The organism is Serratia sp. JSRIV001, assembly GCF_019968745.1.
Taxonomy (GTDB): Bacteria; Pseudomonadota; Gammaproteobacteria; order Enterobacterales; family Enterobacteriaceae; genus Chania; species Chania fonticola_B.
On the sequence record NZ_CP074147.1, the window covers coordinates 5759369 to 5783217 of the forward strand.

The 23849-nt window shown below is 54.2% G+C and carries 21 protein-coding genes; 13 read left to right on the plus strand and 8 right to left on the minus strand.

Going from position 1 to position 23849, the window contains the following annotated elements:
- Together KGP17_RS26775 and KGP17_RS26780 are read right to left on the minus strand one after the other, a co-directional pair.
- Nucleotides 1–420 (minus strand): PPC domain-containing DNA-binding protein, encoded by a 420-nt coding sequence (locus KGP17_RS26775; RefSeq protein WP_223498623.1) that lies wholly within the window; start codon nt 418–420, stop codon nt 1–3.
- A 189-nt stretch (nt 421–609) separates the two neighbouring features.
- On the minus strand, nt 610–1164 hold the full coding sequence (locus KGP17_RS26780; RefSeq protein ID WP_037376446.1) for a hypothetical protein: 555 nt from the start codon (nt 1162–1164) through the stop codon (nt 610–612).
- A gap of 25 nt (nt 1165–1189) precedes the next feature.
- On the opposite strand from KGP17_RS26780, the gene KGP17_RS26785 reads away from it, so the two are divergent.
- Nucleotides 1190–1573 (plus strand): hypothetical protein, encoded by a 384-nt coding sequence (locus KGP17_RS26785; protein WP_059199326.1) that lies wholly within the window; start codon nt 1190–1192, stop codon nt 1571–1573.
- 42 nt (nt 1574–1615) lie between these two features.
- Here KGP17_RS26785 and KGP17_RS26790 read toward each other — a convergent pair whose 3' ends face one another.
- A complete protein-coding gene (locus tag KGP17_RS26790; RefSeq protein ID WP_024482934.1) occupies nt 1616–2005 on the minus strand; it encodes a hypothetical protein in 390 nt (129 codons plus the stop codon).
- A gap of 465 nt (nt 2006–2470) precedes the next feature.
- Here KGP17_RS26790 and fdnG point away from each other — a divergent pair, with 465 nt between their 5' ends.
- From fdnG to fdnI, 3 genes are read left to right on the plus strand one after another with little or no spacing between them, the layout of a single operon-like run.
- Entirely contained in the window at nt 2471–5518 is a 3048-nt protein-coding gene (gene fdnG / locus KGP17_RS26795) for a formate dehydrogenase-N subunit alpha (RefSeq protein ID WP_223498624.1), read from the plus strand.
- A 12-nt stretch (nt 5519–5530) separates the two neighbouring features.
- Complete coding sequence (gene fdxH, locus KGP17_RS26800; protein ID WP_115159582.1) at nt 5531–6424, plus strand: formate dehydrogenase subunit beta; 894 nt, start codon at nt 5531–5533, stop codon at nt 6422–6424.
- On the plus strand, nt 6411–7052 hold the full coding sequence (gene fdnI / locus KGP17_RS26805) for a formate dehydrogenase-N subunit gamma (RefSeq protein ID WP_024482937.1): 642 nt from the start codon (nt 6411–6413) through the stop codon (nt 7050–7052). The genes fdxH and fdnI overlap by 14 nt, the downstream gene beginning before the upstream one ends.
- A 43-nt stretch (nt 7053–7095) precedes the next feature.
- Here the strand turns inward: fdnI and KGP17_RS26810 are convergent, their stop codons facing one another.
- Entirely contained in the window at nt 7096–7983 is an 888-nt protein-coding gene (locus KGP17_RS26810) for a LysR family transcriptional regulator (RefSeq protein ID WP_223498625.1), read from the minus strand.
- A gap of 108 nt (nt 7984–8091) precedes the next feature.
- Between KGP17_RS26810 and KGP17_RS26815 the strand changes: the two genes are divergently transcribed.
- Together KGP17_RS26815 and KGP17_RS26820 are read left to right on the plus strand one after the other, a co-directional pair.
- Complete coding sequence (locus tag KGP17_RS26815) at nt 8092–9171, plus strand: linear amide C-N hydrolase (protein WP_223498626.1); 1080 nt, start codon at nt 8092–8094, stop codon at nt 9169–9171.
- 190 nt (nt 9172–9361) lie between these two features.
- Nucleotides 9362–10546 (plus strand): NupC/NupG family nucleoside CNT transporter, encoded by a 1185-nt coding sequence (locus KGP17_RS26820; RefSeq protein ID WP_179253138.1) that lies wholly within the window; start codon nt 9362–9364, stop codon nt 10544–10546.
- Between the two features lie 44 nt (nt 10547–10590).
- On the opposite strand, the gene KGP17_RS26825 is transcribed toward KGP17_RS26820, so the two are convergent.
- Nucleotides 10591–11028, minus strand: a complete 438-nt coding sequence (locus KGP17_RS26825; protein ID WP_223498627.1) for a DUF3574 domain-containing protein — start codon at nt 11026–11028, stop codon at nt 10591–10593.
- 231 nt (nt 11029–11259) lie between these two features.
- On the opposite strand from KGP17_RS26825, the gene KGP17_RS26830 reads away from it, so the two are divergent.
- Nucleotides 11260–11877 (plus strand): trimeric intracellular cation channel family protein, encoded by a 618-nt coding sequence (locus KGP17_RS26830; protein WP_024527839.1) that lies wholly within the window; start codon nt 11260–11262, stop codon nt 11875–11877.
- Here KGP17_RS26830 and ligB read toward each other — a convergent pair.
- Entirely contained in the window at nt 11874–13598 is a 1725-nt protein-coding gene (gene ligB, locus KGP17_RS26835; protein ID WP_223498628.1) for an NAD-dependent DNA ligase LigB, read from the minus strand. The genes KGP17_RS26830 and ligB overlap by 4 nt on opposite strands.
- 284 nt (nt 13599–13882) lie before the next feature.
- On the opposite strand from ligB, the gene gmk reads away from it, so the two are divergent.
- Genes gmk through recG form a run of 5 tightly spaced genes read left to right on the plus strand, consistent with a single transcriptional unit; the run spans nt 13883 to nt 19751 of the window.
- The gene (gene gmk, locus KGP17_RS26840) at nt 13883–14506 is read left to right on the plus strand and encodes a guanylate kinase (RefSeq protein WP_024482944.1); all 624 of its coding nucleotides are present in this window, start codon (nt 13883–13885) and stop codon (nt 14504–14506) included.
- A gap of 54 nt (nt 14507–14560) precedes the next feature.
- Nucleotides 14561–14836, plus strand: coding sequence for a DNA-directed RNA polymerase subunit omega (gene rpoZ, locus KGP17_RS26845; RefSeq protein WP_024482945.1), 276 nt, complete (start codon nt 14561–14563; stop codon nt 14834–14836).
- A gap of 18 nt (nt 14837–14854) precedes the next feature.
- Nucleotides 14855–16969, plus strand: a complete 2115-nt coding sequence (gene spoT / locus KGP17_RS26850) for a bifunctional GTP diphosphokinase/guanosine-3',5'-bis pyrophosphate 3'-pyrophosphohydrolase (protein ID WP_024482946.1) — start codon at nt 14855–14857, stop codon at nt 16967–16969.
- Nucleotides 16970–16974: 5 nt separating this feature from the next.
- Nucleotides 16975–17673 carry a tRNA (guanosine(18)-2'-O)-methyltransferase TrmH gene (gene trmH / locus KGP17_RS26855; protein ID WP_024482947.1) on the plus strand — a complete coding sequence of 233 codons (699 nt, stop codon included), beginning with the start codon at nt 16975–16977 and terminating at the stop codon, nt 17671–17673.
- Nucleotides 17670–19751 (plus strand): ATP-dependent DNA helicase RecG, encoded by a 2082-nt coding sequence (gene recG, locus KGP17_RS26860; RefSeq protein ID WP_059199318.1) that lies wholly within the window; start codon nt 17670–17672, stop codon nt 19749–19751. The genes trmH and recG overlap by 4 nt, the downstream gene beginning before the upstream one ends.
- A 244-nt stretch (nt 19752–19995) precedes the next feature.
- On the opposite strand, the gene KGP17_RS26865 is transcribed toward recG, so the two are convergent.
- A complete protein-coding gene (locus tag KGP17_RS26865; protein ID WP_223498629.1) occupies nt 19996–20595 on the minus strand; it encodes an ester cyclase in 600 nt (199 codons plus the stop codon).
- A gap of 283 nt (nt 20596–20878) precedes the next feature.
- On the minus strand, nt 20879–22090 hold the full coding sequence (gene gltS / locus KGP17_RS26870) for a sodium/glutamate symporter (RefSeq protein WP_094981549.1): 1212 nt from the start codon (nt 22088–22090) through the stop codon (nt 20879–20881).
- 237 nt (nt 22091–22327) lie between these two features.
- Between gltS and KGP17_RS26875 the strand changes: the two genes are divergently transcribed.
- On the plus strand, nt 22328–23725 hold the full coding sequence (locus KGP17_RS26875) for an NCS2 family protein (protein ID WP_024527836.1): 1398 nt from the start codon (nt 22328–22330) through the stop codon (nt 23723–23725).
- The last annotated feature ends 124 nt before the right edge of the window (nt 23726–23849 follow it).

Here is a 23849-nt window from a genome sequence, read left to right on the forward strand (position 1 = left end):
TTAGCGTTGCTCGACGTTTAATTCGTCATAGCCCGAAAGCGCGCAAGGTTGTCGGTTAAATACGACATCGTTCAATTCCCCAATCACCAATTCGAGCGTGGTGCGCACGGTGCAGCCTGCCATCACATGGCCGCCGGTCATATGGCCATGCTCATCGGCCACGGCCAGATGCAGATGTTCGCCTCCGGCCTCCAACGTGCCAATCAGTGAGACCACTTCAAATTTTCCGCTCAACAACGTGGTGCCTTCGCAACCAGCAAAACGCAACGCCACGTCGCTCAAGCTGCCGACGCAACCACTGATCCAGGCGGCACGCAAATCCTGCTGCCGGATAAAATCACGAAGTGCAGCCAGCAAGTCTTGTTGCGGTAACAGACGCAAGGCATAAAACCGTGCCGAAGACGGCGTTGATGTCTCCACGATAAGATCCTTTACCCCAGTGGGTTTGGTGATACGGAAAAGAGGGAAATGGCGTCGGGAAGGTAGGATGCTGCATGAGGGATGTGACTCCAAATAACTCCGAACCTCGGACGTTATGCAGCATGATAGAGATTGATACGGCCGATGTATGTGACATAGGTCAGTAAAAGCGGCGGTGCCGGAAGACCTTCAAGGTACACACTGTGTAAGATCTTGGGGGCGAGTGGAGAGATAAGCATATCCATTTTCATCAAGTGCATTGAAGATATCGACCACACCTCGATCGGTTTCAATGATGAGATGCGTATCCAAGGGAATTTTTTTCTCTTCTACTTCTAGGTAACCCTGTCCAAGAGAAACCGATAAGATAACGCCACCGAGCAACTGGTTTATATCTTCAATCGCGTTTTCAACCCAGCGAACCTGACTATCATAGATATCGAAAGGTAACGATAGATCATTTGAAAGCCACAGATCATCGAACTTGGACCAAGCCACGGCTATTATCTGCCCGTTATCAAACACCAGTCTGATAGGTAAATCATTCCATGGTTCCCATTGGTCCAAAAAAATCTCTGCGGTAGAGTAACCAACCAATGTGGCCCCCATGGACTCCCCAAATACCTTTTGTATTGCTGCAACTTTATTCACGTTCCCCCCGGTATCGCAAGTTCTATTTCTCAGGACCATCATTACCACTACAATAGCCGCCCCGACAAGGTAGACGAACACGGTTTGGGACATCAACAATCCTAAGGAAAGCGTACAAATGCCAAAAATAAAAAGCCAAGAAACTCTGGTACGCGAGCGTAAGCGCTGGGTAGCGCTAGCGATCCTGGTGGCGGCCATTGTTGGCAGCTTCCTGTGGTGGAAACAAGGGACACTGCGATACGAAGAGTGGAGCCCCAACCAGCAGTATGTGGTGCGCAATTATAAAACCTTCGAGTTTATTCCGCGTTTCACCATGCCTGGCGATGGCGGGCATTACTCCGGCTACATGCGGGTTTATGACCGCAACGGCAAGCTGCTCTACGAAGAGTATTCCGACCTGCTCGACTTTGTCGAAGGCCCATTCTGGGCAAAAGAAGGCGTTTATTGGATGGGGAACGACAATCAGGACATCGTTCGCCTACCCACCTCGCCTGTGGATTGAAGCTTGCTGACAAGTGGCCTCCTGAAGGGAGGCTTAACCCGATCAGTTATAAGCGGCGGCCTGCTCTTCGGTGATCAGCTCCATTTTTTCAAGCTGAACCGCAATGCCGCGCAGTGAGCGCCCAAACTCCACGCTTAACGCCTCTATCGTTTTACCAGCGCTGTAGCCTTCCTCCAATAGCTTCCTGTCTTCTTCCGACCAGGGGAAATTGAAGTTGGCAGGCCGACCCTCGGCAATATTTTTCTGCCGCCGCTCCTCGGGTGATAACTTTGCCTTTTTCACCCGTTCTCGCTCGGCGTAAAACTCATCCGCCAAGGCAAACAGCATCCGGATCGTCTCTGGGGAATGAACCAGCGAGGTATGATTCAAAAACTCCCCCGTTTCTGGGTTAATCCCCCTCGCCAACGCACGCAACGTCAGGTAGGTCTGCATCATGGTTTCCGTCCTTAAAAATCTAACCGTCATTCTCGCGGCTAGTTCCCTGCCTATTGTTGCTCATAAAACGAACTATTCAACGATTCGATCGGAATGCGTATTAACTTTGCGAAGCAAATTCCAAATTAACTCTATTTCTTGCAAGAAAATAACCACTTAAAAAAATACCCATTCGGAAATGGGAAACTCAATGCCGTCGATAATTCTCCCGGCAATCGGTGAAACAGGTTTATCTTCAATATTTACAGATAGTTTTCACTTGAAATTAATAAGGTAAATTAACCACTTACCCAATTTATACCGAACGCGATAAATTAAGGATTACTCACCGCACCGCTGGCTACTTATTAAGGAGTATTTTCCCGCTAACTCTCCCTTATGTTGATTTCCCTCAATAACGCTTGGGTTATTGCTGTTAGTTTGCCATGACTAAAAAACCACTGATAAGCATTAGGGAAAGCAATGGACGTCAATCGCAGACAGTTTTTTAAAATCTGCGCTGGCGGGATGGCTGGGACCACGGTGGCAGCATTAGGCTTCGCGCCCAAGGCTGCGTTAGCGGAAACGCGCAACTACAAATTATTGCGCGCCAAAGAAACCCGCAACACCTGTACCTACTGTTCCGTAGGCTGCGGTTTATTGATGTATAGCCTGGGCGATGGGGCAAAAAACGCCAAATCGACGATTTTCCATATCGAAGGCGACGCGGATCACCCGGTAAACCGCGGGGCGCTGTGCCCGAAAGGTGCGGGCCTGTTGGACTATATCCACAGTGATAGCCGCCTGCGTTATCCTGAGTATCGCGCGCCTGGCTCAGATAAATGGCAGCGCATCAGCTGGAATGATGCCTTTGACCGCATTGCCAGGCTGATGAAAAATGACCGGGATGCCAACTTCGAAGCCACCAACGCCGCTGGTGTGACGGTAAACCGTTGGCTCTCCACCGGGATGTTATGCGCCTCTGCGGCCAGTAACGAAACCGGCATGCTGACACAAAAGTTTGTCCGATCGCTGGGCATGCTGGCAGTTGATAACCAAGCGCGTGTCTGACACGGACCAACGGTAGCAAGTCTTGCTCCAACATTTGGTCGCGGTGCGATGACCAACCACTGGGTTGATATCAAAAACGCCAACGTTGTGATGGTGATGGGCGGCAACGCCGCTGAAGCGCATCCGGTGGGATTCCGCTGGGCGATGGAAGCCAAAAACAACAACGACGCCACGTTAATCGTCGTCGATCCCCGCTTTACCCGTACCGCATCGGTCGCCGATATCTACGCGCCGATCCGCTCCGGTACCGACATTACCTTCCTGTCGGGCGTGTTGCTGTACCTGATTTCCAACAACAAGATCAACGCTGAATACGTGAAGCATTACACCAACGCCAACCTGTTGGTCCGGGATGACTTTACGTTTGAAGATGGCTTGTTCAGCGGTTATGACGACAACAAACGTCAGTACGACAAAACCACCTGGAACTACCAGTTTGGTGAAGATGGCTATGCCTTGCGTGATGATACGCTCCAGCATCCGCGTTGCGTCTGGAACCTGCTGAAAGTACACGTCAGCCGCTACACGCCTGAAGTGGTGGAAAACATCTGCGGCACCCCGAAGGAAGATTTCCTGAAGGTGTGTGAAGTCCTGGCCTCCACCAGCGCAGCAGACCGTACCACCACCTTCCTGTATGCCCTGGGTTGGACCCAGCACACGGTCGGCGCGCAGAACATCCGTACCATGGCGATGATCCAGCTGCTGCTCGGCAACATGGGCATGGCGGGCGGCGGCATCAACGCCCTGCGCGGTCACTCCAACATTCAGGGGTTGACCGATATTGGCCTGCTGTCCACCAGCCTGCCGGGGTACCTGACGTTGCCTTCGGATAAACAGACCGATCTGACCACCTATCTGACCGCCAATACGCCAAAAGCTACCTTACCTGGCCAGGTTAACTACTGGAGCAATTACCCGAAATTCTTCGTCAGCCTGATGAAGAGCTTCTACGGCGACGCTGCCCAGAAAGAGAATAACTGGGGCTTTGATTGGTTGCCGAAGTGGGATCAGTCCTACGACGTCATGAAGTACTTCCAGATGATGGATCAGAATAAGGTCAACGGCTATATCTGCCAGGGCTTTAACCCGGTCGCCTCCTTCCCGGATAAGAATCAGGTGGTCGCCTCACTGGCCAAGCTGAAGTATCTGGTGATCATCGACCCGTTGGTTACGGAAACTTCCAATTTCTGGCAGAACCACGGTGAGATGAACGATGTCGATACCGCGTCGATCCAAACCGAAGTGTTCCGGCTACCATCCACCTGCTTTGCCGAAGAAGACGGCTCGATCGCCAACTCCGGCCGCTGGCTGCAATGGCACTGGAAAGGTGGCGATGCCCCAGGTGAAGCGATTACCGACGGCGAGATCCTGGCCGGTCTGTACCATCGCCTGCGCCAGATGTACGGCAGCGAAGGCGGTAAAGGTGTCGAACCGTTACTGAAAATGGGCTGGCACTATGAACGGCCAGATCACCCTGAATCCGAGGAAGTGGCCAAAGACAGCAACGGCTACGCGCTGGAAGATCTGTATGACGCCAACGGCAACCTGCTGGCGAAAAAAGGCCAGTTGCTGGATTCCTTCGCAATGCTGCGCGATGACGGCAGCACGGCTTCAGCCTGTTGGATCTATACCGGCAGTTGGACCAGCAAGGGCAACCAGATGGCCAACCGTGATAACAGCGATCCGTCAGGGTTGGGCAACACGCTGGGCTGGGCCTGGGCATGGCCACTGAACCGCCGCATTATCTACAACCGCGCCTCCGCCGACCCAATGGGTAAACCTTGGGATCCGCAACGCATGCTGATTGAATGGAACGGTAGCAAGTGGGTCGGGAATGATATTCCAGACTACAACACCGCCGCACCGGGCAGCGGCGTTGGGCCGTTCATCATGCAACCGGAAGGGCTTGGCAGGCTGTTTGCCCTCGACAAAATGGCCGAAGGGCCGTTCCCGGAACATTACGAGCCGTTTGAAACGCCATTGGGCACCAACCCACTGCATCCAAACGTGATCTCTAACCCGGCGGCCCGTCTCTATCCGTCCGATGCCAAGCGCATGGGTGATAAATCCGAGTTCCCTTACGTCGGTACCACCTATCGTCTGACCGAGCATTTCCACACCTGGACCAAGCACGCGCGCCTTAACGCGATCATGCAGCCGGAACAGTTCGTGGAAATCAGTGAACGGCTGGCGAAGGAGAAAGGGATTGAGCAAGGCGATACCGTCAAGGTCAGTAGCAAACGCGGCTTTATCAAGGCGAAAGCCGTGGTGACCCGCCGTCTGCAAACCCTGAAGGTTAACGGGCAGGATGTCGACACCATCGGTATTCCACTGCATTGGGGCTTTGAAGGGGCAGCCCGCAAAGGTTATCTGGCCAACACCCTGACGCCGTTTGTTGGCGATGCCAACTCGCAAACGCCGGAATACAAGGCGTTTCTGGTTAACGTGGAAAAGGTGTAAGGAGCCGAATTTATGTCCATGCAATCCCAAGACATTATCAAACGTTCGGCCACCAACACCCTGACGCCGCCTCCGCAAGCGCGTGATTACAAGGCCGAGGTCGCCAAGCTGATTGACGTTTCCACGTGCATCGGTTGCAAGGCCTGTCAGGTGGCCTGTTCCGAATGGAACGATATTCGCGATGAAGTAGGACACTGCGTTGGGGTTTATGACAACCCCGCCGATCTGAGTGCCAAATCCTGGACGCTGATGCGTTTCTCGGAAGTGGAGCAGAACGGCAAGCTGGAATGGCTGATCCGCAAGGATGGCTGCATGCACTGCGCAGATCCGGGTTGCCTGAAGGCCTGCCCGTCTGCCGGGGCGATTATCCAATATGCCAACGGCATCGTGGATTTTCAGTCCGAGCACTGCATCGGTTGTGGTTACTGCATCAGCGGCTGCCCGTTCAACATTCCACGGCTGAACCCGCAAGACAACCGGGCGTACAAATGTACCCTGTGCGTTGACCGCGTCAGCGTGGGCCAGGAACCGGCCTGTGTGAAGACTTGCCCAACGGGCGCAATCCACTTTGGCACCAAGGCAGAAATGCTGGACGTGGCACAGGAGAGGGTCGAAAAGCTGAAGAAACGCGGCTTTGAGCATGCGGGCGTGTATAACCCGCAAGGCGTTGGCGGCACCCACGTGATGTACGTACTGCACCATGCCGATAACCCCGAGCTGTACCACAATCTGCCAAAAGACCCGCATATCGATCTGTCGATCGGGTTGTGGAAAAGCGTACTCAAACCCTTATCCGTGGCGGGTTTCATCGCCACCTTTGCCGGTTTGATTTACCACTACATCGGCATTGGCCCGAACAAGGAAGTGGATGATGAAGACGAGGAGGACCATCATGAGCAAAAGTAAAATGATCGTTCGCACCAAGTTTATCGACCGGGCCTGTCACTGGACGGTGGTCATCTGCTTCTTTCTGGTGTCGCTGTCCGGCATTGCGCTGTTCTTCCCCACGCTGCAATGGCTGACCGAGACCTTTGGTACGCCGCAGATGGGCCGCATCCTGCATCCTTTCTTTGGTGTACTGATCTTTATCGCGCTGATGTTTATGTTCTTCCGTTTTGTGAAGCATAACATTCCCGAGAAAGAGGACTTGCCGTGGGTCAAAGGCATCGTGGAAGTGCTGAAGGGTAATGAGCATAAGGTCGCTGACGTCGGCAAATATAATGCCGGCCAGAAGATGATGTTCTGGAGCATCATGAGCATGATTTTCGTGCTGTTGATCACCGGTATTATCATTTGGCGCCCTTATTTCGCCCACAACTTCCCGATCCCGGTGATCCGCTATGCGCTGTTGATCCACGCTGCATCGGCGATCGTGCTGATCCACGCCATTCTGATCCATATGTATATGGCATTCTGGGTGAAAGGCTCGATCAAAGGCATGATTGAAGGCAAGGTCAGCCGCCGCTGGGCGAAGAAGCATCACCCGCGCTGGTACCGTAAGGTCGAGGCTGAAGAGCAAAAAGACGAGCAATAACCCGTTGAAATTCGCCCCTTCGCATGAAGGGGCGACTCTCTCCTCAAGCGACCACTGAACCATCAAAGATCTGCTGCATGCTTTCGATCAGGCTCAGCAACTCGCTATTGGCCCCAGGCTTCCACAGTGCCACCATCGGGTGCATCAACCCCTGTTTCCCCAATTCCGTATCTAGCCGCTCTACCTGCGGCAAGTGTTGCATTTTCAGATGCGTTGGCAGGAATGCCCATCCCAGCCCGGCGGTTAACAACGTTTGCAGCAAAGCCGGTTCATTGACGACCTGGATGCGATCGGCGATTTGCAGGCGCTTCGCCATCGGCTCGGGCAGGTCATAAAAGGGAATAAGTTGGGTGCTGGATGCCAGCGACAGCAAGGTGACCGGGCTACCCACGGGGAAAAAACCCTCGCGAGCATAGACGGCCAACTCAATGGCCCCCAAGGCTCGCCACTTAAATTTTTCGCCAATCGAACGGTTGATCGCCTGATAAACGCCAATATCCGCCACATCGTCTGCCAACGCCTGTTCACCCTCACCACGCTCCATCATCAGCAAATCAAGCTGAATGCCACGCTGGCCCAAAAACATCGCCAGTTCCGTTAAAAAAGCGCGCGGAGTAAACGGGTCATAGCACAGCGTCAGTTTCTGCCGCACCTGCTGCGGAATATGCTGAGCCAGTAGGCTAAGGGCCTCTGCCTCATGCAAAAACAGCCGAGCTTGCCGGTAAAGGCGCTGGCCCGCCTCGGTCAATTGCAATGGGCGGGTACGGCGATCGCACAGGGAATAGCCCAGATCCAATTCCAGATTTTCGATCAGTTCACTGACGGTGGTGCGATCCTTCCCCAGCCGCTTGGCGGCCTGGGTGAGATTGCCGGTCTCACAAACGCTGGCGAAAGCTTCAATCTGCGCCAACGAAAAACCTATCTTCCCCATCTCTCCTCCACAAAATTGCGGGGGATTTCCCCCCGTTCATCCACTCTACGATATGAGTTCGCGGGCTTACCATTATTTTGTTCACCTCATTCAGGTAAGGAAAAAACCATGAAAAAGTTCACACACAGCGTCTCAGCCCTACTGGTAGGTGCTGCACTCAGCGCCAGCCTGGCAACCGGGGCGCAAGCCTGCACCCGCGCCTTTATGAATATGTACCCAGGCTATATGGTCAGCGCACGCAATCTGGATTTCTTCGGGCCGGTAGATCCCTCACTGGTGATCACACCACGCGGTATTGCGCATAACGGCGGGGATGCGAAGAACGCCGCCCAGTGGCAAACCCACTACGGCAGCGTCGTGGTTTACGCCGATGGCGTGTTCCCAATGGACGGTATGAATGAAAAGGGGCTGGCGGGCCATACGCTGTTTTATATGAATGGCAGCCAGGTGCAGCAGGACAATCAGGACAAGCCGGTGATCGAAAGCCGCGCCTGGTTGAGCTATATCCTGGATAACTACGCCACCGTTGAGGAAGCGGTTAAAGCCATCCGTAGCGACGTACGCCTGGCCGCCGCCCATATGCCTATCGATTACGCTTCAGACACCAAACACATCGCGATCGAAGACGTTAGCGGCGATTCGGCCATCATCGAGATCGATAACGGCAAAGTGAATATCTATCACGACAAAAATTATCGGGTGATGACCAATCCCCCTTCTTACGATAAACAACTCCAGAACCTGGCCAAGTATCAGAATGCCAAGCGCAGCGAAATCCCTGGTGGCTTGGAAGCGGATGAGCGCCTGGTGCGCGCCAGCTATGATTTGAAAAATCTGCCGCAGCCGGACAATAAAAACCAGGCACAGGGCTTCATCTTATCGGTGCTTAATAACGTGGCTTATCCGATCGGCTCACCGGCAGAGCCAAGCGAACAAAAGGTCACCGACATGTATGCCAAATACAGCAAGCGCCCGGACCAGAACAAAGGCATCGGGACTTACTGGACGGCAATTTCGGATCTAAGCCATGCGGAGTATCACTTCAAGTCCGCCTTTGCGGCCTCGCAGGTTTGGGTTCCGCTGAATGACATCAACTTCAGCCAAGGGCAGCCGGTGCGTAAGATCGCCCATCTTAACGACTATGCCCAACAGGGCTGGGAAGGTAACGTGCTGGCCCAGGCGAAATAACGCTTAACCCACTATTGTTATAGGGATAATTTCACGATCAAACGCTGCTGGCCGCCGATGGCCAGCAATAATCTGAACGCATAACTCTCGGCCAAAGTATTTTGTTCTAATCGTCATGCGGGGTAATGAAAGGCACCACGGGCTGTGGCTAAATAGCGCTTTCCTAGCCTGTATGCCGTTCGGATTGTTTATGTCGCAAATTTTGCAATTTATTTTAGCCTTGGTGGTGATTGTCGTTCTCGCGTTATTGGTCAGTAATGACCGCAGGAAAATCCGCCCACGTTATATTATTCAGTTGCTGGTGATTGAAGCCGCACTGGCCTATTTCTTCCTGCATTCAGCCAGCGGACTGGGCGTTATCAAGCATGTGGCCGATTTCTTTGGCATCCTGCTGGCCTTTGCAGCACAAGGCTCTGACTTTGTTTTCGGTGGCATGAGCAACCAGGGGCTGGCCTTTATCTTCCTCGGCGTGTTGTGCCCGATTATCTTTATCTCTGCATTGATCGGTATTTTGCAGCATTTCCGCATCTTGCCGTTGGTGATCCGCGTTGTGGGCACTTTGCTTTCAAAAGTGAACGGCATGGGCAAGCTGGAGTCCTTCAACGCCGTCAGCACGTTGGTGCTGGGCCAGTCGGAAAACTTTATTGCCTATAAGGGCATCATTGCGGATATCTCCCCACGCCGGATGTACACCATGGCCGCCACCGCGATGTCGACGGTTTCGATGTCGATCGTGGGTGCCTATATGGCGATGATCGACGCACAATACGTAGTGGCCGCGTTAATCCTCAATATGTTCAGCACCTTTATCATTCTCTCGATCATCAATCCTTATCAGGTAGACGACGAGCCGGAACTCAAGCTGAATAAACTGCATGAAGAGCAGAGCTTCTTTGAAATGTTGGGGGAATATATTCTCGCGGGTTTCAAAATTGCGATGATCATTGCCGCCATGCTGATCGGCTTTATCGCCCTGATCGCCGCCGTGAACGCCATTTTCGCCGCCATTTTTGGCATCAGTTTCCAGCAGATCCTGGGCTACGTGTTCTACCCGCTGGCCTGGCTAATCGGCATTCCAACACCTGATGCGCTGCGGGCTGGCAGCATCATGGCCACCAAGCTGGTCGCCAATGAGTTTGTGGCGATGATTGAACTGAAAAAAATCGCGGCAGAGCTGTCCCCACGTGGTTTGGGGATCCTCTCGGTGTTCCTGGTGTCCTTTGCCAACTTTGCTTCCATCGGCATTGTTGCCGGGGCCATCAAGGGGTTAAACGAACGCCAGGGCAACGTGGTTTCCCGATTCGGCCTGAAGCTGGTTTACGGCTCCACGCTGGTCAGCCTGCTTTCGGCAGCGGTTGCCGGGCTGGTGCTGTAAAATCGCTACCCGGCTTGAAGCTTTTGCGGCAAGCCGGGTATTCATTAAAACGCGACGCACACCGGCGCATCGACACGCATCACCGAGTCTTGGGCAAACTGTTGTTTATAGTGAGTGCGCAGCGCCTCAATGTTTTGCTCACTGCCCGCATCAGGGCTATGGATCAACATCAACGCCTTGCTGTTTTCCCGTGCCAGCTTGCCATCGTTCCCCAGCCATTGCCCTTTGGCATCAAAGACCGATAGCCCATCTTTAAAACGCGGGGTTACCTGTTGATCGACAAAGGTCTGCCATTCCGCCGCCGTAATTACCGGCCCTGCCGGGCGATTCAAGCCAAAATAGAGCGTGGTTTGGGTCATCGGCTCGCCGATGCTGCACGTTGCTTCTGGTTTTAACGGTGAGGCCTGTTGCACTGGCGCTACGCAGCCGCTCAACAGCAAGGTTATGGCGACGGCGACTGCCAATATCGGGGTGTTTTTCATCTCGCTTTCATATTCCTTAAATAATCATCAACAGATACTAACGATAAATTTCTAATGTGCTGTAAAAATCACAAGTAGCACTAGAGACTAGTAGTAAGCAAAAATCACCTATTTAGCATTAGGTAAAGTAATTCGAAAGCGACACCAACAAAAAAACTCAGTGGTGCGTTGCCATCAGGCTCGTTACCCTCCGGCGTTGACACTCTAGCCCTCCGACCCTGTGAATTCCCTATGTTACTGAGCATTCTTTATATCATCGGCATCACCGCAGAAGCCATGACCGGCGCGTTAGCCGCAGGCCGCCGCCAAATGGATTTGTTTGGCGTGATTTTTATCGCCTCCGCTACCGCCATTGGCGGGGGCTCGGTGCGAGATATGCTGCTTGGACACTTCCCACTGAGCTGGGTTAAACACCCTGAGTATATTGTTATCATAGCCATAGCGGCAATTATCACCACCTGGATGGCTCCGCTGATGCGCCACCTGCGCCATCTGTTCCTGGTGTTGGACGCCATTGGGCTGATCGTATTTTCGATCATCGGCGCGCAGGTGGCTTTGGATATGGGCCATGCCCCACTGATCGCAGCCATTGCCGCCGTGATCACCGGCGTTTTCGGCGGGGTGCTGCGCGATATGTTCTGCAACCGTATCCCGCTGGTTTTCCAGAAGGAAATCTATGCAGGCATCGCTTTTGCCGCTGCCTGGCTGTATATCGGCCTGCAATACCTTAACTTGCCGCATAACATGGTGATAATTATTACCCTGGTTGCTGGCCTCAGCGCTCGTCTGATCGCACTGCGCTTTCGCCTTGGCTTGCCGGTGTTTAACTATCAGCATCCCGATCATTAATTCACTAACGCATCGCCAAGCGGTTCGGCACGATTGGGAACCGCATCGAAGCCGCTGATATGGTGCTGCTGCAAGATTTGAACCAGTGCCAGAAAGGCAGGGTGTTGCACAAATTCCTGCACTTTTCTGGCTTTTTGCGCACCCAAGCCAGCAAGTTCCTGCCACTGTGCCAACGTCATCTGTTGTACCTGCGGCCAATTTTGTAGCGTTGCCAGCTGTGATGACGAAATTGGCACGCCGAGGGCGATCGGCCAACGCTCGAAAGGTTGCCGCTGCGCCAGACGAAATTGGCGATAAAGGGCCTGTGCACGCTTTGCCCCCAAGCTGGGCACCGCGCTGAGCTGTTCCGGGGTTAATTCCATCCAATCCAGCAGGTTATTCACCAATCCCTGATCGACCAGCACCTGCCAGCCAGCTTTATTCAACCCGATGATGTTCAGCCCATTGGCACTGCTCAACCAAACCAGCCGCGCCAGAAACTGCTGGCGGCATCCGGGCTGCAAGGTAAAGCAGCTCAGCGCATGATAATTCTCCGGTTTTGGCGCAATGGGTGTTGCCCTGGCAACCTCACGCCAGACCACCTGTTTCAAATGCGGGATGCCATGCCCCATCAGGCTAATCGCAATATGATCGCCTGGCACGATGTCCCATTTTTGCCACAGGGCCAGCGAGCCCACGTTAACCCGCCGGATCCATTTATCGTCCATACGCACCGGATCCAGGCGTAGCATCACGGCAATTTTTCCGGTGCGGCCAATGGCAAACTCAACATCCGTGACTCTGGCCACTTGCTGGACCGGGGTATATTTCCAGGCAACCGCACAGTCATTGGGTTTGGCCTGCCAGTAGCGCCCCCGAGGTTCTTGCCCTTGGTGGATCACCACGCCATCGGTGACAAACGGCAAAGGGTCGCTGTACCAAGCTGCCCGCCACTGCTCCACCTCCGCCAACGTGGTGACCGGTTGTGAATATTGCTGCGGCAGCGTAAAACCCATGGCGGCAAGCTGTTGCAAGCGTTCGGCCATGGTTGGCGGGCCATCGGGCCACGCCCAGACGAACAGGCCAAGCTGCTCAAGTTGCGCAGTGCGCGGATTACGCATCAGCATCCCGGCAACCTTGGAGCGGGCGTTGATGCCCCCTTGGGTTTGCTGGTGATGATCGTTCACCATCAGGAACAGCTCCCCTTGCAGTACCAAATTGGCCGTAACCTCCGGTAAAACGTTGGGGATAGCGGGGATCGCCTTGACCTTTTCCAGCCAGTTTTCACCCTTCTGCCCATCTCCCCGGCTAATGGCGTTCACCAATACGCCTTGCCGGTAGACCAAAGTGACCGCCACACCATCAACCTTGGGTTGCACCCACAGATCGTGGCGGCCCTGCATCCATTGTTCTATGGCACGCGAGTTGCGCAGTTTACGCAATCCGGTGTGCGCCACCGGATGCGGTACTTTGCCCGCTGGCAATGGCCGCGTACAGTCTTCTGCTACACCGACACAACGCCGCCAATCTTGCAGTTGCTGCAGCAGGCTGTCGTAGAGCTCATCGTCGATCGGGCTGTTACCCAGGCGATAATAAGCCTCATCCCAGCGCCCGAGCTGATCATCCAGCGCAGAAATTTCCACCTGTAAGCGCTCTGGCGACCACACTGGACAATCTCCAGCCCATGCCGAGCTACACAGCATTCCAACCAACACCAGCGCCCGATAAATACCTCTCCACATTGAGTACCTCCTTGCTTCCCGGCAGTAAATACTCAATCGCCTTTGCTGGCTAACGTCAAAAACCGGAGGTGCGAAACGCTTCCCAAAAGGAATGCGTATTTGCTGAAAACGGCAAAAATTTCCAGATCCGCCGTGCAAATTGACTTTTTCACGCTGTTTTTAGCAGAAAGCGACGGCCAAAATGCGAGCTAACGCTGCATACCGCCCGTTAGCCGTGTATACTGTGCGGAGAATTTACACATCCGCTGTCACTGACTCATCAACCGCTAGCAACGAACATCATCATGGCTCAAGGCACGCTTTATATTGTCTCTGCCCCAAGTGGCGCAGGGAAATCAAGTCTGATTCAGGCTTTGTTAAAGACGCAACCGCTGTACGATACGCAGGTTTCGGTTTCACACACCACGCGCGATAGCCGCCCGGGTGAAAATCACGGCGAGCACTACTTTTTCGTCTCCAAAGACGAATTCCGCCGGATGATTGAGCAGGATGCGTTTCTTGAGCACGCAGAAGTGTTCGGCAACTATTACGGCACGTCCCGCGCGGCCATCGAGCAGGTACTGTCGACCGGCGTTGACGTCTTCCTGGATATCGACTGGCAGGGCGCACAGCAGATCCGTGCCAAAATGCCCCAGGCGCGCAGCATCTTTATTCTGCCGCCGTCGAAGGAAGAGCTTGGCCGCCGCCTGCGTGGCCGTGGGCAAGATGCGGATGACGTGATCGCCAAGCGCATGGCGCAGGCCGTCGCGGAGATGACGCACTTCGCGGAGTATGATTATTTAATCGTGAATGACGATTTCGATCTGGCCCTGTCCGATCTGAAGACCATTATTCGCGCCGAACGCTTGCGTTTGGGCCGTCAAATGCTGCGGCATGATGCTTTAATCAGCAAACTATTGGCAGACTGAAGACAGTTTCAGTATTATGCCCAGTCTTTTCGTCACCTGTGGAGTAGCACAAATATGGCACGCGTAACTGTTCAAGACGCTGTAGAGAAAATTGGTAACCGTTTTGACCTGGTGTTGGTCGCTGCTCGTCGGGCACGTCAAATCCAGACCGGTGGTAAGGATGCACTGGTACCTGAAGAGAATGACAAGTACACCGTTATCGCTCTGCGCGAAATCGAAGAAGGCCTGATCAACAGCCAGATCCTCGATGTTCGTGAGCGCCAGGAGCAGCAAGAGCAGGAAGCCGCAGAGATCCAGGCGGTTACCGCGATTGCTGAAGGTCGTCGTTAATTAGACTGTGAGTCTGCCTTGTACCTGTTTGAAAGCCTGAATCTGCTGATTCAACGTTACTTGCCTGAGGAGCAGATTAAGCGCCTCAAACAGGCATACCTCGTCGCACGTGATGCTCACGAGGGACAGACACGCTCCAGTGGTGAGCCCTACATTACTCACCCGGTTGCTGTGGCCTGTATTCTGGCGGAAATGCGTCTCGATCATGAGACGCTGATGGCAGCACTGCTGCACGACGTCATCGAAGACACCCCGGCCACCTATCAGGATATGGAACAACTGTTTGGCAAAAGCGTTGCCGAACTGGTTGAGGGCGTATCCAAACTAGACAAATTAAAATTCCAGGATAAGAAAGAAGCGCAGGCGGAGAACTTCCGCAAGATGATCATGGCGATGGTGCAGGATATCCGCGTCGTGCTGATCAAGCTGGCGGACCGCACCCACAATATGCGAACGCTTGGCTCGCTGCGCCCGGACAAACGGCGGCGTATCGCCCGTGAAACCCTGGAAATCTATAGCCCATTGGCCCACCGCCTGGGTATTCATCATCTGAAAACCGAGCTGGAAGAGCTGGGTTTTGAAGCGCTTTACCCGAACCGCTACCGCGTCATCAAAGAAGTGGTGAAAGCCGCGCGCGGTAACCGTAAGGAGATGATCCAGAAAATCCTCTCCGAGATCGAAGGTCGTTTGACCGAAGCGGGTATCCCCTGCCGCGTCAGCGGGCGGGAAAAGCACCTCTACTCCATCTACTGCAAGATGCATCTGAAAGAACAGCGCTTCCATTCCATCATGGATATTTACGCGTTCCGGGTGATCGTCAAAGAAGTGGATACCTGCTATCGGGTGCTGGGCCAGGCACACAGCCTGTATAAGCCGCGCCCGGGCCGGGTAAAAGACTATATCGCCATTCCCAAGGCTAACGGCTATCAATCACTGCATACCTCACTGATCGGCCCGCACGGCGTGCCGGTTGAGGTACAGATCCGTACCGAAGATATGGATCAGATGGCCGAAATGGGGGTCGCCGCGCACTGGGCCTATAAAGAAAAGGAACAGGGCGAAACCGGCGGCACTACCGCACAGATCCGCGCCCAGCGCTGGATGCAGAGCCTGCTGGAGCTGCAACAAAGCGCCGGTAGCTCGTTTGAATTTATTGAAAGCGTAAAATCCGATCTGTTCCCCGATGAGATTTACGTTTTCACCCCGGAAGGGCGCATTGTCGAGCTGCCTGCCGGTGCCACACCGGTCGACTTTGCCTACGCCGTGCATACCGATATCGGCCACGCCTGCGTTGGCGCACGTGTCGATCGCCAGCCGCATCCGTTGTCACAAGCTTTAGCCAGTGGCCAGACGGTAGAGATCATCACCGCTCCGGGTGCCCGGCCAAATGCCGCCTGGTTGAATTTTGTGGTGAGCTCCAAAGCCCGCGCCAAAATCCGCCAGATGTTGAAAAACCTCAAGCGCGATGATTCCGTCAGCCTCGGCCGCCGTTTGCTCAACCATGCGCTCGGGGGCAGCCGCAAACTTTCGGAAGTGCCGCCAGAGAATATCCAGCATGAGCTGGACCGCATGAAGCTGGCCACGCTGGACGATCTGCTGGCAGAAATTGGCCTCGGTAATGCCATGAGCGTGGTAGTCGCGAAGAACCTGCAGGGCGATCAGTCCAGCCTGGGCTCCTCGAACGGCGTGCGCAACCTGGCCATCAAAGGCGCCGATGGCGTCCTGATCACCTTTGCCAAGTGCTGCCGCCCAATTCCAGGCGATCCGATTATTGCCCATGTCAGCCCGGGCAAGGGCCTGGTGGTTCACCATGAATCCTGTCGTAATATCCGCGGCTACCAGAAAGAGCCAGAGAAATTCATGGCGGTCGAGTGGGATATGGAAACCGAGCAGGAGTTCATTGCAGAAATCAAAGTGGACATGTTCAACCATCAGGGTGCGTTGGCCAACCTCACGGCGGCGATCAACGCGGCCGAATCGAATATTCAGAGTCTGAATACCGAAGAGAAAGATGGCCGGGTCTACAGCGCCTTTATCCGCCTGACCACCCGCGATCGCATCCACCTGGCAAATATTATGCGTAAGATCCGTATCATGCCGGATGTGATTAAAGTTAACCGTAACCGAAACTAGCGCCTATGAGCCCCGAACGCTATGCGCGGATTTGTGAAATGCTGGCCACCCGGCAGCCCGATCTAACGGTCTGCCTGGAACAGGTTCACAAACCGCATAACGTCTCCGCGATTATCCGTACCGCCGATGCCGTCGGCGTACATCAGGTGCATGCCGTGTGGCCTACTCCTCGGATGCGTACCCTGGTCTCCTCCGCTGCGGGCAGCAATAGCTGGGTGAGCGTCAAAACCCACCCCACCATCGCCGATGCGGTCACGCATCTGAAAGGCCAAGGGATGCAGATCCTGGCAACTCACCTTTCTGCCCGCGCCGTCGATTTTCGCGAAATAGACTATACCCGCCCCACCTGCATACTGCTGGGGCAGGAAAAAACCGGCATCACCGAAGAGGCACTAGCCCTGGCCGATCAGGACATTATCATTCCGATGATCGGTATGGTGCAGTCGCTGAACGTCTCTGTCGCTGCGGCTCTGATCCTGTATGAGGCCCAACGCCAGCGGCAAAACGCCGGTATGTATCGCCGCGATCTCAGCGCGTTAGATGAGCAGGAACAGCAACGCCTGCTGTTTGAAGGCGGCTATCCGGTGTTAGCCAACGTGGCCAAGCGCAAAAAGCTGCCGCGCCCGCAGATTGACGATCAAGGCCAAGTGGTTGCCGACGCCGAATGGTGGGCAGCCATGCAGGCAACGACGGTACGCCGATGAAAGGCCGCCTGCTGGATGCCGTCCCACTCACTACTCTTTCCGGGGTTGGAGCCAGCCAAGCGGGGAAACTGGCCAAAATTGGCCTGAATACCATCCAGGATCTGCTGCTGCACCTCCCGTTACGTTACGAAGACCGCACCCGCCTCTACCCAATCAACGATCTGCTGCCGGGCATTTTTGCCACGGTGGAAGGGGAAGTGCTGCGCAGCGATATCAGTTTTGGCCGCCGCCGCATGCTCACCTGCCAGATCAGCGACGGCACCGGCATCCTGACTATGCGCTTCTTCAACTTCAACGCGGCGATGAAGAACAGCCTGGCTACTGGCCGCCACGTAACGGCCTATGGCGAAGTCAAACGCGGCACCCACGGCGCAGAAATTATCCACCCGGAATACCGTGTCCAAGGGGAAAACAGCGAGGTCGAGCTGCAAGAAGCCCTGACGCCGGTGTATCCCACCACCGAAGGGATCCGCCAAGCCACGCTGCGCAAGTTGACCGATCAGGCGCTGGAGTTGCTGGATACCTGTGCGATTGCCGAGCTGCTGCCGCCGGAATTAAGCGGTGGCTTGATGAGCCTGCCGCAGGCGCTGCACATGCTGCACCGTCCGCCGCCGGATATCCAACTGGCTGATTTGGAACAGGGTAAGCACCCAGCACAGAAACGCCTAATCCTTGAAGAGCTGCTGGCGCATAACCTCAGCATGTTGGCCGTCCGCGCCGGAGCACAAAGCTATCGGGCATTATCGCTAACGCCTGACGATCGGCTGAAAAACAGTTTCCTGGCCCAGCTCCCCTTCTCACCTACCGGTGCTCAGACGCGGGTTGTGGCAGATATTGAAGCCGATCTGCAAAAAGGTTTCCCGATGATGCGCCTGGTGCAGGGCGACGTCGGCTCAGGTAAAACCCTGGTTGCTGCCCTGGCCGCACTACGCGTCATTGCTCACGGCAAACAAGTGGCGCTGATGGCTCCCACCGAATTGCTCGCCGAACAACATGCCAATAACTTCCGCCAGTGGTTTGAACCCTTGGGGATTGAGGTGGGTTGGTTGGCCGGCAAGCAAAAAGGCAAGGCACGCCTCGCCCAGCAGGAAGCTATTGCCAGCGGCCAGGTGTCGATGGTGGTCGGGACGCACGCCATTTTCCAGGAGCAGGTGCAGTTTAATGGCCTGGCCCTGGTGATTATCGATGAACAACACCGCTTTGGTGTGCATCAGCGGCTGGCGCTGTGGGAGAAAGGCGAAGAACAAGGGTTCCATGCTCATCAGTTGATCATGACCGCCACGCCAATCCCGCGCACGCTGGCGATGACCGCCTACGCCGATCTGGACACCTCGGTGATCGATGAATTGCCGCCGGGCCGTACGCCGGTGACAACGGTGGCGATCCCCGATACGCGCCGGGCCGATATTATCCAGCGGGTGAAAAGCGCCTGTATCGAAGAAGGCCGTCAGGCGTATTGGGTCTGCACGCTGATCGAAGAGTCTGATTTACTGGAAGCCCAAGCCGCAGAAGCAACCTGGGAAGAATTGAAGATTGCACTGCCGGAACTGAAGGTGGCGCTGGTGCATGGCCGCATGAAGTCAGCGGAGAAACAGGCGGTAATGCAGGCCTTCAAACAGGGCGAACTGCAATTGCTGGTAGCCACCACGGTGATTGAAGTGGGCGTTGATGTACCAAACGCCAGCCTGATGATCATTGAAAACCCGGAGCGGCTTGGCTTGGCCCAGTTGCATCAGCTGCGTGGCCGGGTTGGCCGTGGTGCGGTAGCCTCTCACTGCGTGCTGCTGTATAAAACCCCGCTCAGCAAAACCGCCCAAAAACGCCTGCAGGTGCTGCGCGACAGTAACGATGGCTTTGTGATTGCCCAGCAAGATTTGGAGATCCGTGGGCCGGGTGAGCTATTGGGAACGCGCCAAACCGGCAGTGCAGAGTTTAAAGTGGCCGATTTGTTACGCGATCAGGCCATGATCCCCGAAGTCCAGCGCGTAGCACGCCATATTCACCAGCAGTATCCGCAGCATGCACATGCCTTAATTGAGCGCTGGTTACCAGAAACGGCTCGCTACTCAAACGCTTAAGCATCTTCCCCCTAATGAAAGAGGGGGCCTATACCGGAGCCCGCTTGGAAAAATGGAGAATTACCCTACGCCAAACTTGTCTTTATTGTTATGTCTAGCCATTATATTCAAAAAACGAACAATAATATTATTATTGGATCAATACAGAAATTGTACCCCTTGTAATCTTAACTAACATACAAAAGAGTGCCCCATCAGGAGCACCAGCTTTTGTAATATTAATAATTAAAGGTGACTCGACATATTATTTCAACAACCCTAATTGCTTCATAAAGGTGTAATCGTCATAGAACAGCCACTCTTCATCCATGGTGCCTTTGTCATTCCAACGGCCTATGGTTGCCATCTCTATCTCAAAACGTTTACCTGTGGGTTGGATAACCGTACCGTCTGACAGTATCATTGGTTTGGTGAACGTTCCTCGCCATACGCCGGTGACCGCCGTGTACTTATCCTGGCCGATACGTATATGGTGTATAGGGTTCTCGGTGTCAGGGGCAAAAGCGAAAATCTTCTTGGATTTCTCTAAGTGTTCTTTTAGATTGTGGGTCACCGAGCCATCTGGATAATGAACAATGATATCCTCTGCATGACTTCTGTGCATTTCATCCCACTTTTGATGGCTGTAGACATTAAAGTCTAGATCATCAAAGTTTTGCAGATTTTTTTCGACAGTTTTCCTTTCTGCTTTAAACTCCTCCAAACTCTTATTGATGCGTTGTTCAGCATGGGAATCGGACATTGAAGAGAAATCATCAGGTTTATTTGCTGCTGCACTCACGGCAAGGCTTAATATAAACAGAGAGGCAATGCTTGCTTTTAATACATGACGTTCATTTTTCATAAAGGTACCTTCCATCTTCCTTATTATTTAACTCTATATATACGATAACTTCCTTTTGAATTTATATAGTAGAGCAGACGATACAAAAAAATTACCAAGTAAATTTGCTTGAGTCATTCAAAAATAATGAAGGGATTTTCAAACGGAGAAATGGCTAAATAAGCAATGGGGTTAACGCTATTGAAGGTATACATCGTAGGCAGAACACAGGCTCAATTTCTAAAGCTGTTCGAGGCACGCATAAAAGACAGCCCCTGAAGAGGGGCTGCCACTACTTGATGATTCAGCCGATCGCCGGGAACACCGGCAGCATCAGATACAGCTTAATCACGATGGCATTAGCGATATCGATAAAGAACGCGCCCACCATCGGCACCACCAAAAATGCCAGATGCGAAGGGCCGAAACGATCGGTGATCGCCTGCATGTTGGCAATGGCCGTTGGCGTCGCCCCCATGCCAAAACCACAGTGCCCCGCAGCCAGCACGGCAGCATCGTAGTTTTTACCCATCACGCGGTAGGTCACGAAGATGGCGTACAGTGCCATGACCAGCGTCTGCACCGCCAGGATCGCCAGCATTGGCAAGGCTAGTGAAGCCAACTCCCACAGGCGCAGGCTCATCAACGCCATCGCCAGGAACAGCGACAGGCTCACGTTACCCAGTACGGAGACCGCACGCTCAAACACCTGGTAGAAGCCCGTTGCCGACAGGGTGTTGCTGAGGATCACACCAACAAACAGCACGCAGACAAAGGTCGGCAGTTCGAAGGCCGTGCCATTCAATAACCCGGCAATAAAGTTACCGAGGCTCAGGCAGATGGCGATCATGGCGATGGTTTCGATCATCACCAGCGAGGTGATCAGGCGGCCACTTTCCGGCTTCTCAAAGCCGCTCGGCTGCACGCTGTCATCCGGTGTGCCTTCCGGCGTTGAGGAGTGTTTCACCAGATAGCGGGCTACCGGGCCACCAATCAGGCCACCCAGCACCAGACCAAAGGTGGCGCAGGCCATGGCCACTTCGGTGGCATTCTCAAACCCATAGCGCTCGATGAACACCTTGCTCCAGGCCGCCCCGGTGCCATGCCCACCAGAAAGCGTAATCGAGCCCGCAATCAACCCCATTAATGGATCCAGGCCCAGCATTTTCGCCATGCCGATACCGATGGCATTCTGTACCAACAGCAGACCCAGCACCACGAACAGGAACACGACCAGTGCCTTGCCCCCCGCCCGCAGGCGCGCCAGGTTGGCATTCAGGCCGATAGTGGCAAAGAAGGCCAGCATTAATGGGTCTTTCAGCGACATATCAAAGCCGACTTCCCAGTTCACCGTTTTCTTCAAAACCAAGAGCAGGAGCGCCACCAGTAAACCACCGGCAACAGGAGCAGGAATAGTATATTTTCTCAGCAGAGGAATGGAGCGTACGCATTTGCCCCCAAGCAGCAGGACCAGCGTAGCGGCAACTAACGTGCCGTAAGTATCGAGATGAAACATCTAGCTACTCCGTGTAGTGATTAAATCCAATAAATTAATAAGTTATAAAATTTACTCAGTTTTTTAACTTGATGAAGGGGGGATTAAAAGTAAAAACGGCTAATAACACAAGAAAAAATGAACGAAAATGCGACATTAATGGGTTCAGCATCGTAAAAAATATTAATGCGCAACCGTTTGCTTTTGTGAGACAGATCATTAAAATGCCTTCTTTGCCGCCTTTGGGAAAGCCACACCATGTCCAGCCAAACCGCCGAGCTTGATGCCGCGCAAAAAGCATCAGCCCCCGTTTCACACAATAGTGAACTGATTTACCGCCTGGAAGACCGCCCTCCACTGCCGCAAACGCTGTTTGCCGCCAGTCAGCACTTGCTGGCGATGTTTGTTGCCGTGATCACCCCGGCCCTGTTGATCTGCCAGGCGCTTGGCCTGCCAGCGCAGGATACGCAACACATCATCAGCATGTCGCTGTTCGCTTCCGGTTTGGCCTCGATACTGCAAATCAAAACCTGGGGCCCGGTGGGGTCTGGCCTGCTGTCCATTCAGGGCACCAGCTTCAACTTTGTCTCACCGCTGATTATGGGCGGGCTGGCGCTGAAAAACGGCGGTGCAGACGTGCCCACCATGATGGCCGCACTGTTCGGCACATTGATGGTGGCTTCTTGTACCGAAATCCTACTGTCACGCGTGCTGCACCTGGCACGCCGCATCATTACCCCGCTGGTCTCCGGCATTGTGGTGATGATTATCGGCCTGTCGCTGATCCAGGTCGGGCTGACCTCTATCGGTGGTGGCTATGCGGCGATGGGCGATCACACCTTCGGCGCGCCCAAGAATCTGCTGCTGGCAGGCGCGGTGCTGGTGGTGATTATTCTACTTAACCGCCAACGTAACCCTTACCTGCGCGTCGCTTCGTTGGTGATCGCCATGGCCATAGGTTATCTGCTGGCTTGGGCGATGGGTATGCTGCCGGAAACCGAACCGGCTACCCAAACGACCTTGATCACCGTTCCTACCCCGCTGTATTACGGCCTGGGTTTTGACTGGAACCTGTTATTGCCGCTGATGCTGATCTTTATGGTCACTTCGCTAGAAACCATCGGCGATATCACCGCCACCTCCGACGTTTCTGAACAGCCGGTCAGTGGCCCGCTATATATGAAGCGCCTGAAAGGCGGGGTGCTGGCCAACGGCCTGAACTCAATGCTGTCTGCGGTATTCAACACCTTCCCGAACTCCTGCTTTGGCCAGAACAACGGGGTGATCCAGCTGACCGGCGTTGCCAGCCGCTACGTCGGTTTTGTGGTAGCACTGATGCTGATCCTGCTGGGGCTGTTCCCGGCCGTTGCCGGTTTTGTGCAGCATATTCCTGAACCGGTGCTGGGCGGCGCGACCATCGTGATGTTCGGTACCATTGCGGCCTCCGGCGTGCGTATCGTTTCCCGAGAGAAGCTAAACCGCCGCGCCATCATGATTATGGCGCTGTCGCTGGCCGTCGGTATGGGGGTTTCCCAACAGCCGCTGATCTTGCAGTTTGCACCGGACTGGCTGAAAACCCTGCTTTCTTCCGGCATCGCTGCCGGTGGGATCACCGCCATTGTGCTGAACCTGCTGTTCCCACCAGAAGAAAAATAAGCGCTCCCCGCAGCAAACCAACGGCCATTGGCAAACCGCTACTGGCCGTTTTTTTATTGTCTTTCAGGCCATTGCCCTTGAGCTGGAAGGCTAATTGCGGCATAAACAGGGTATCTTTTCTGTC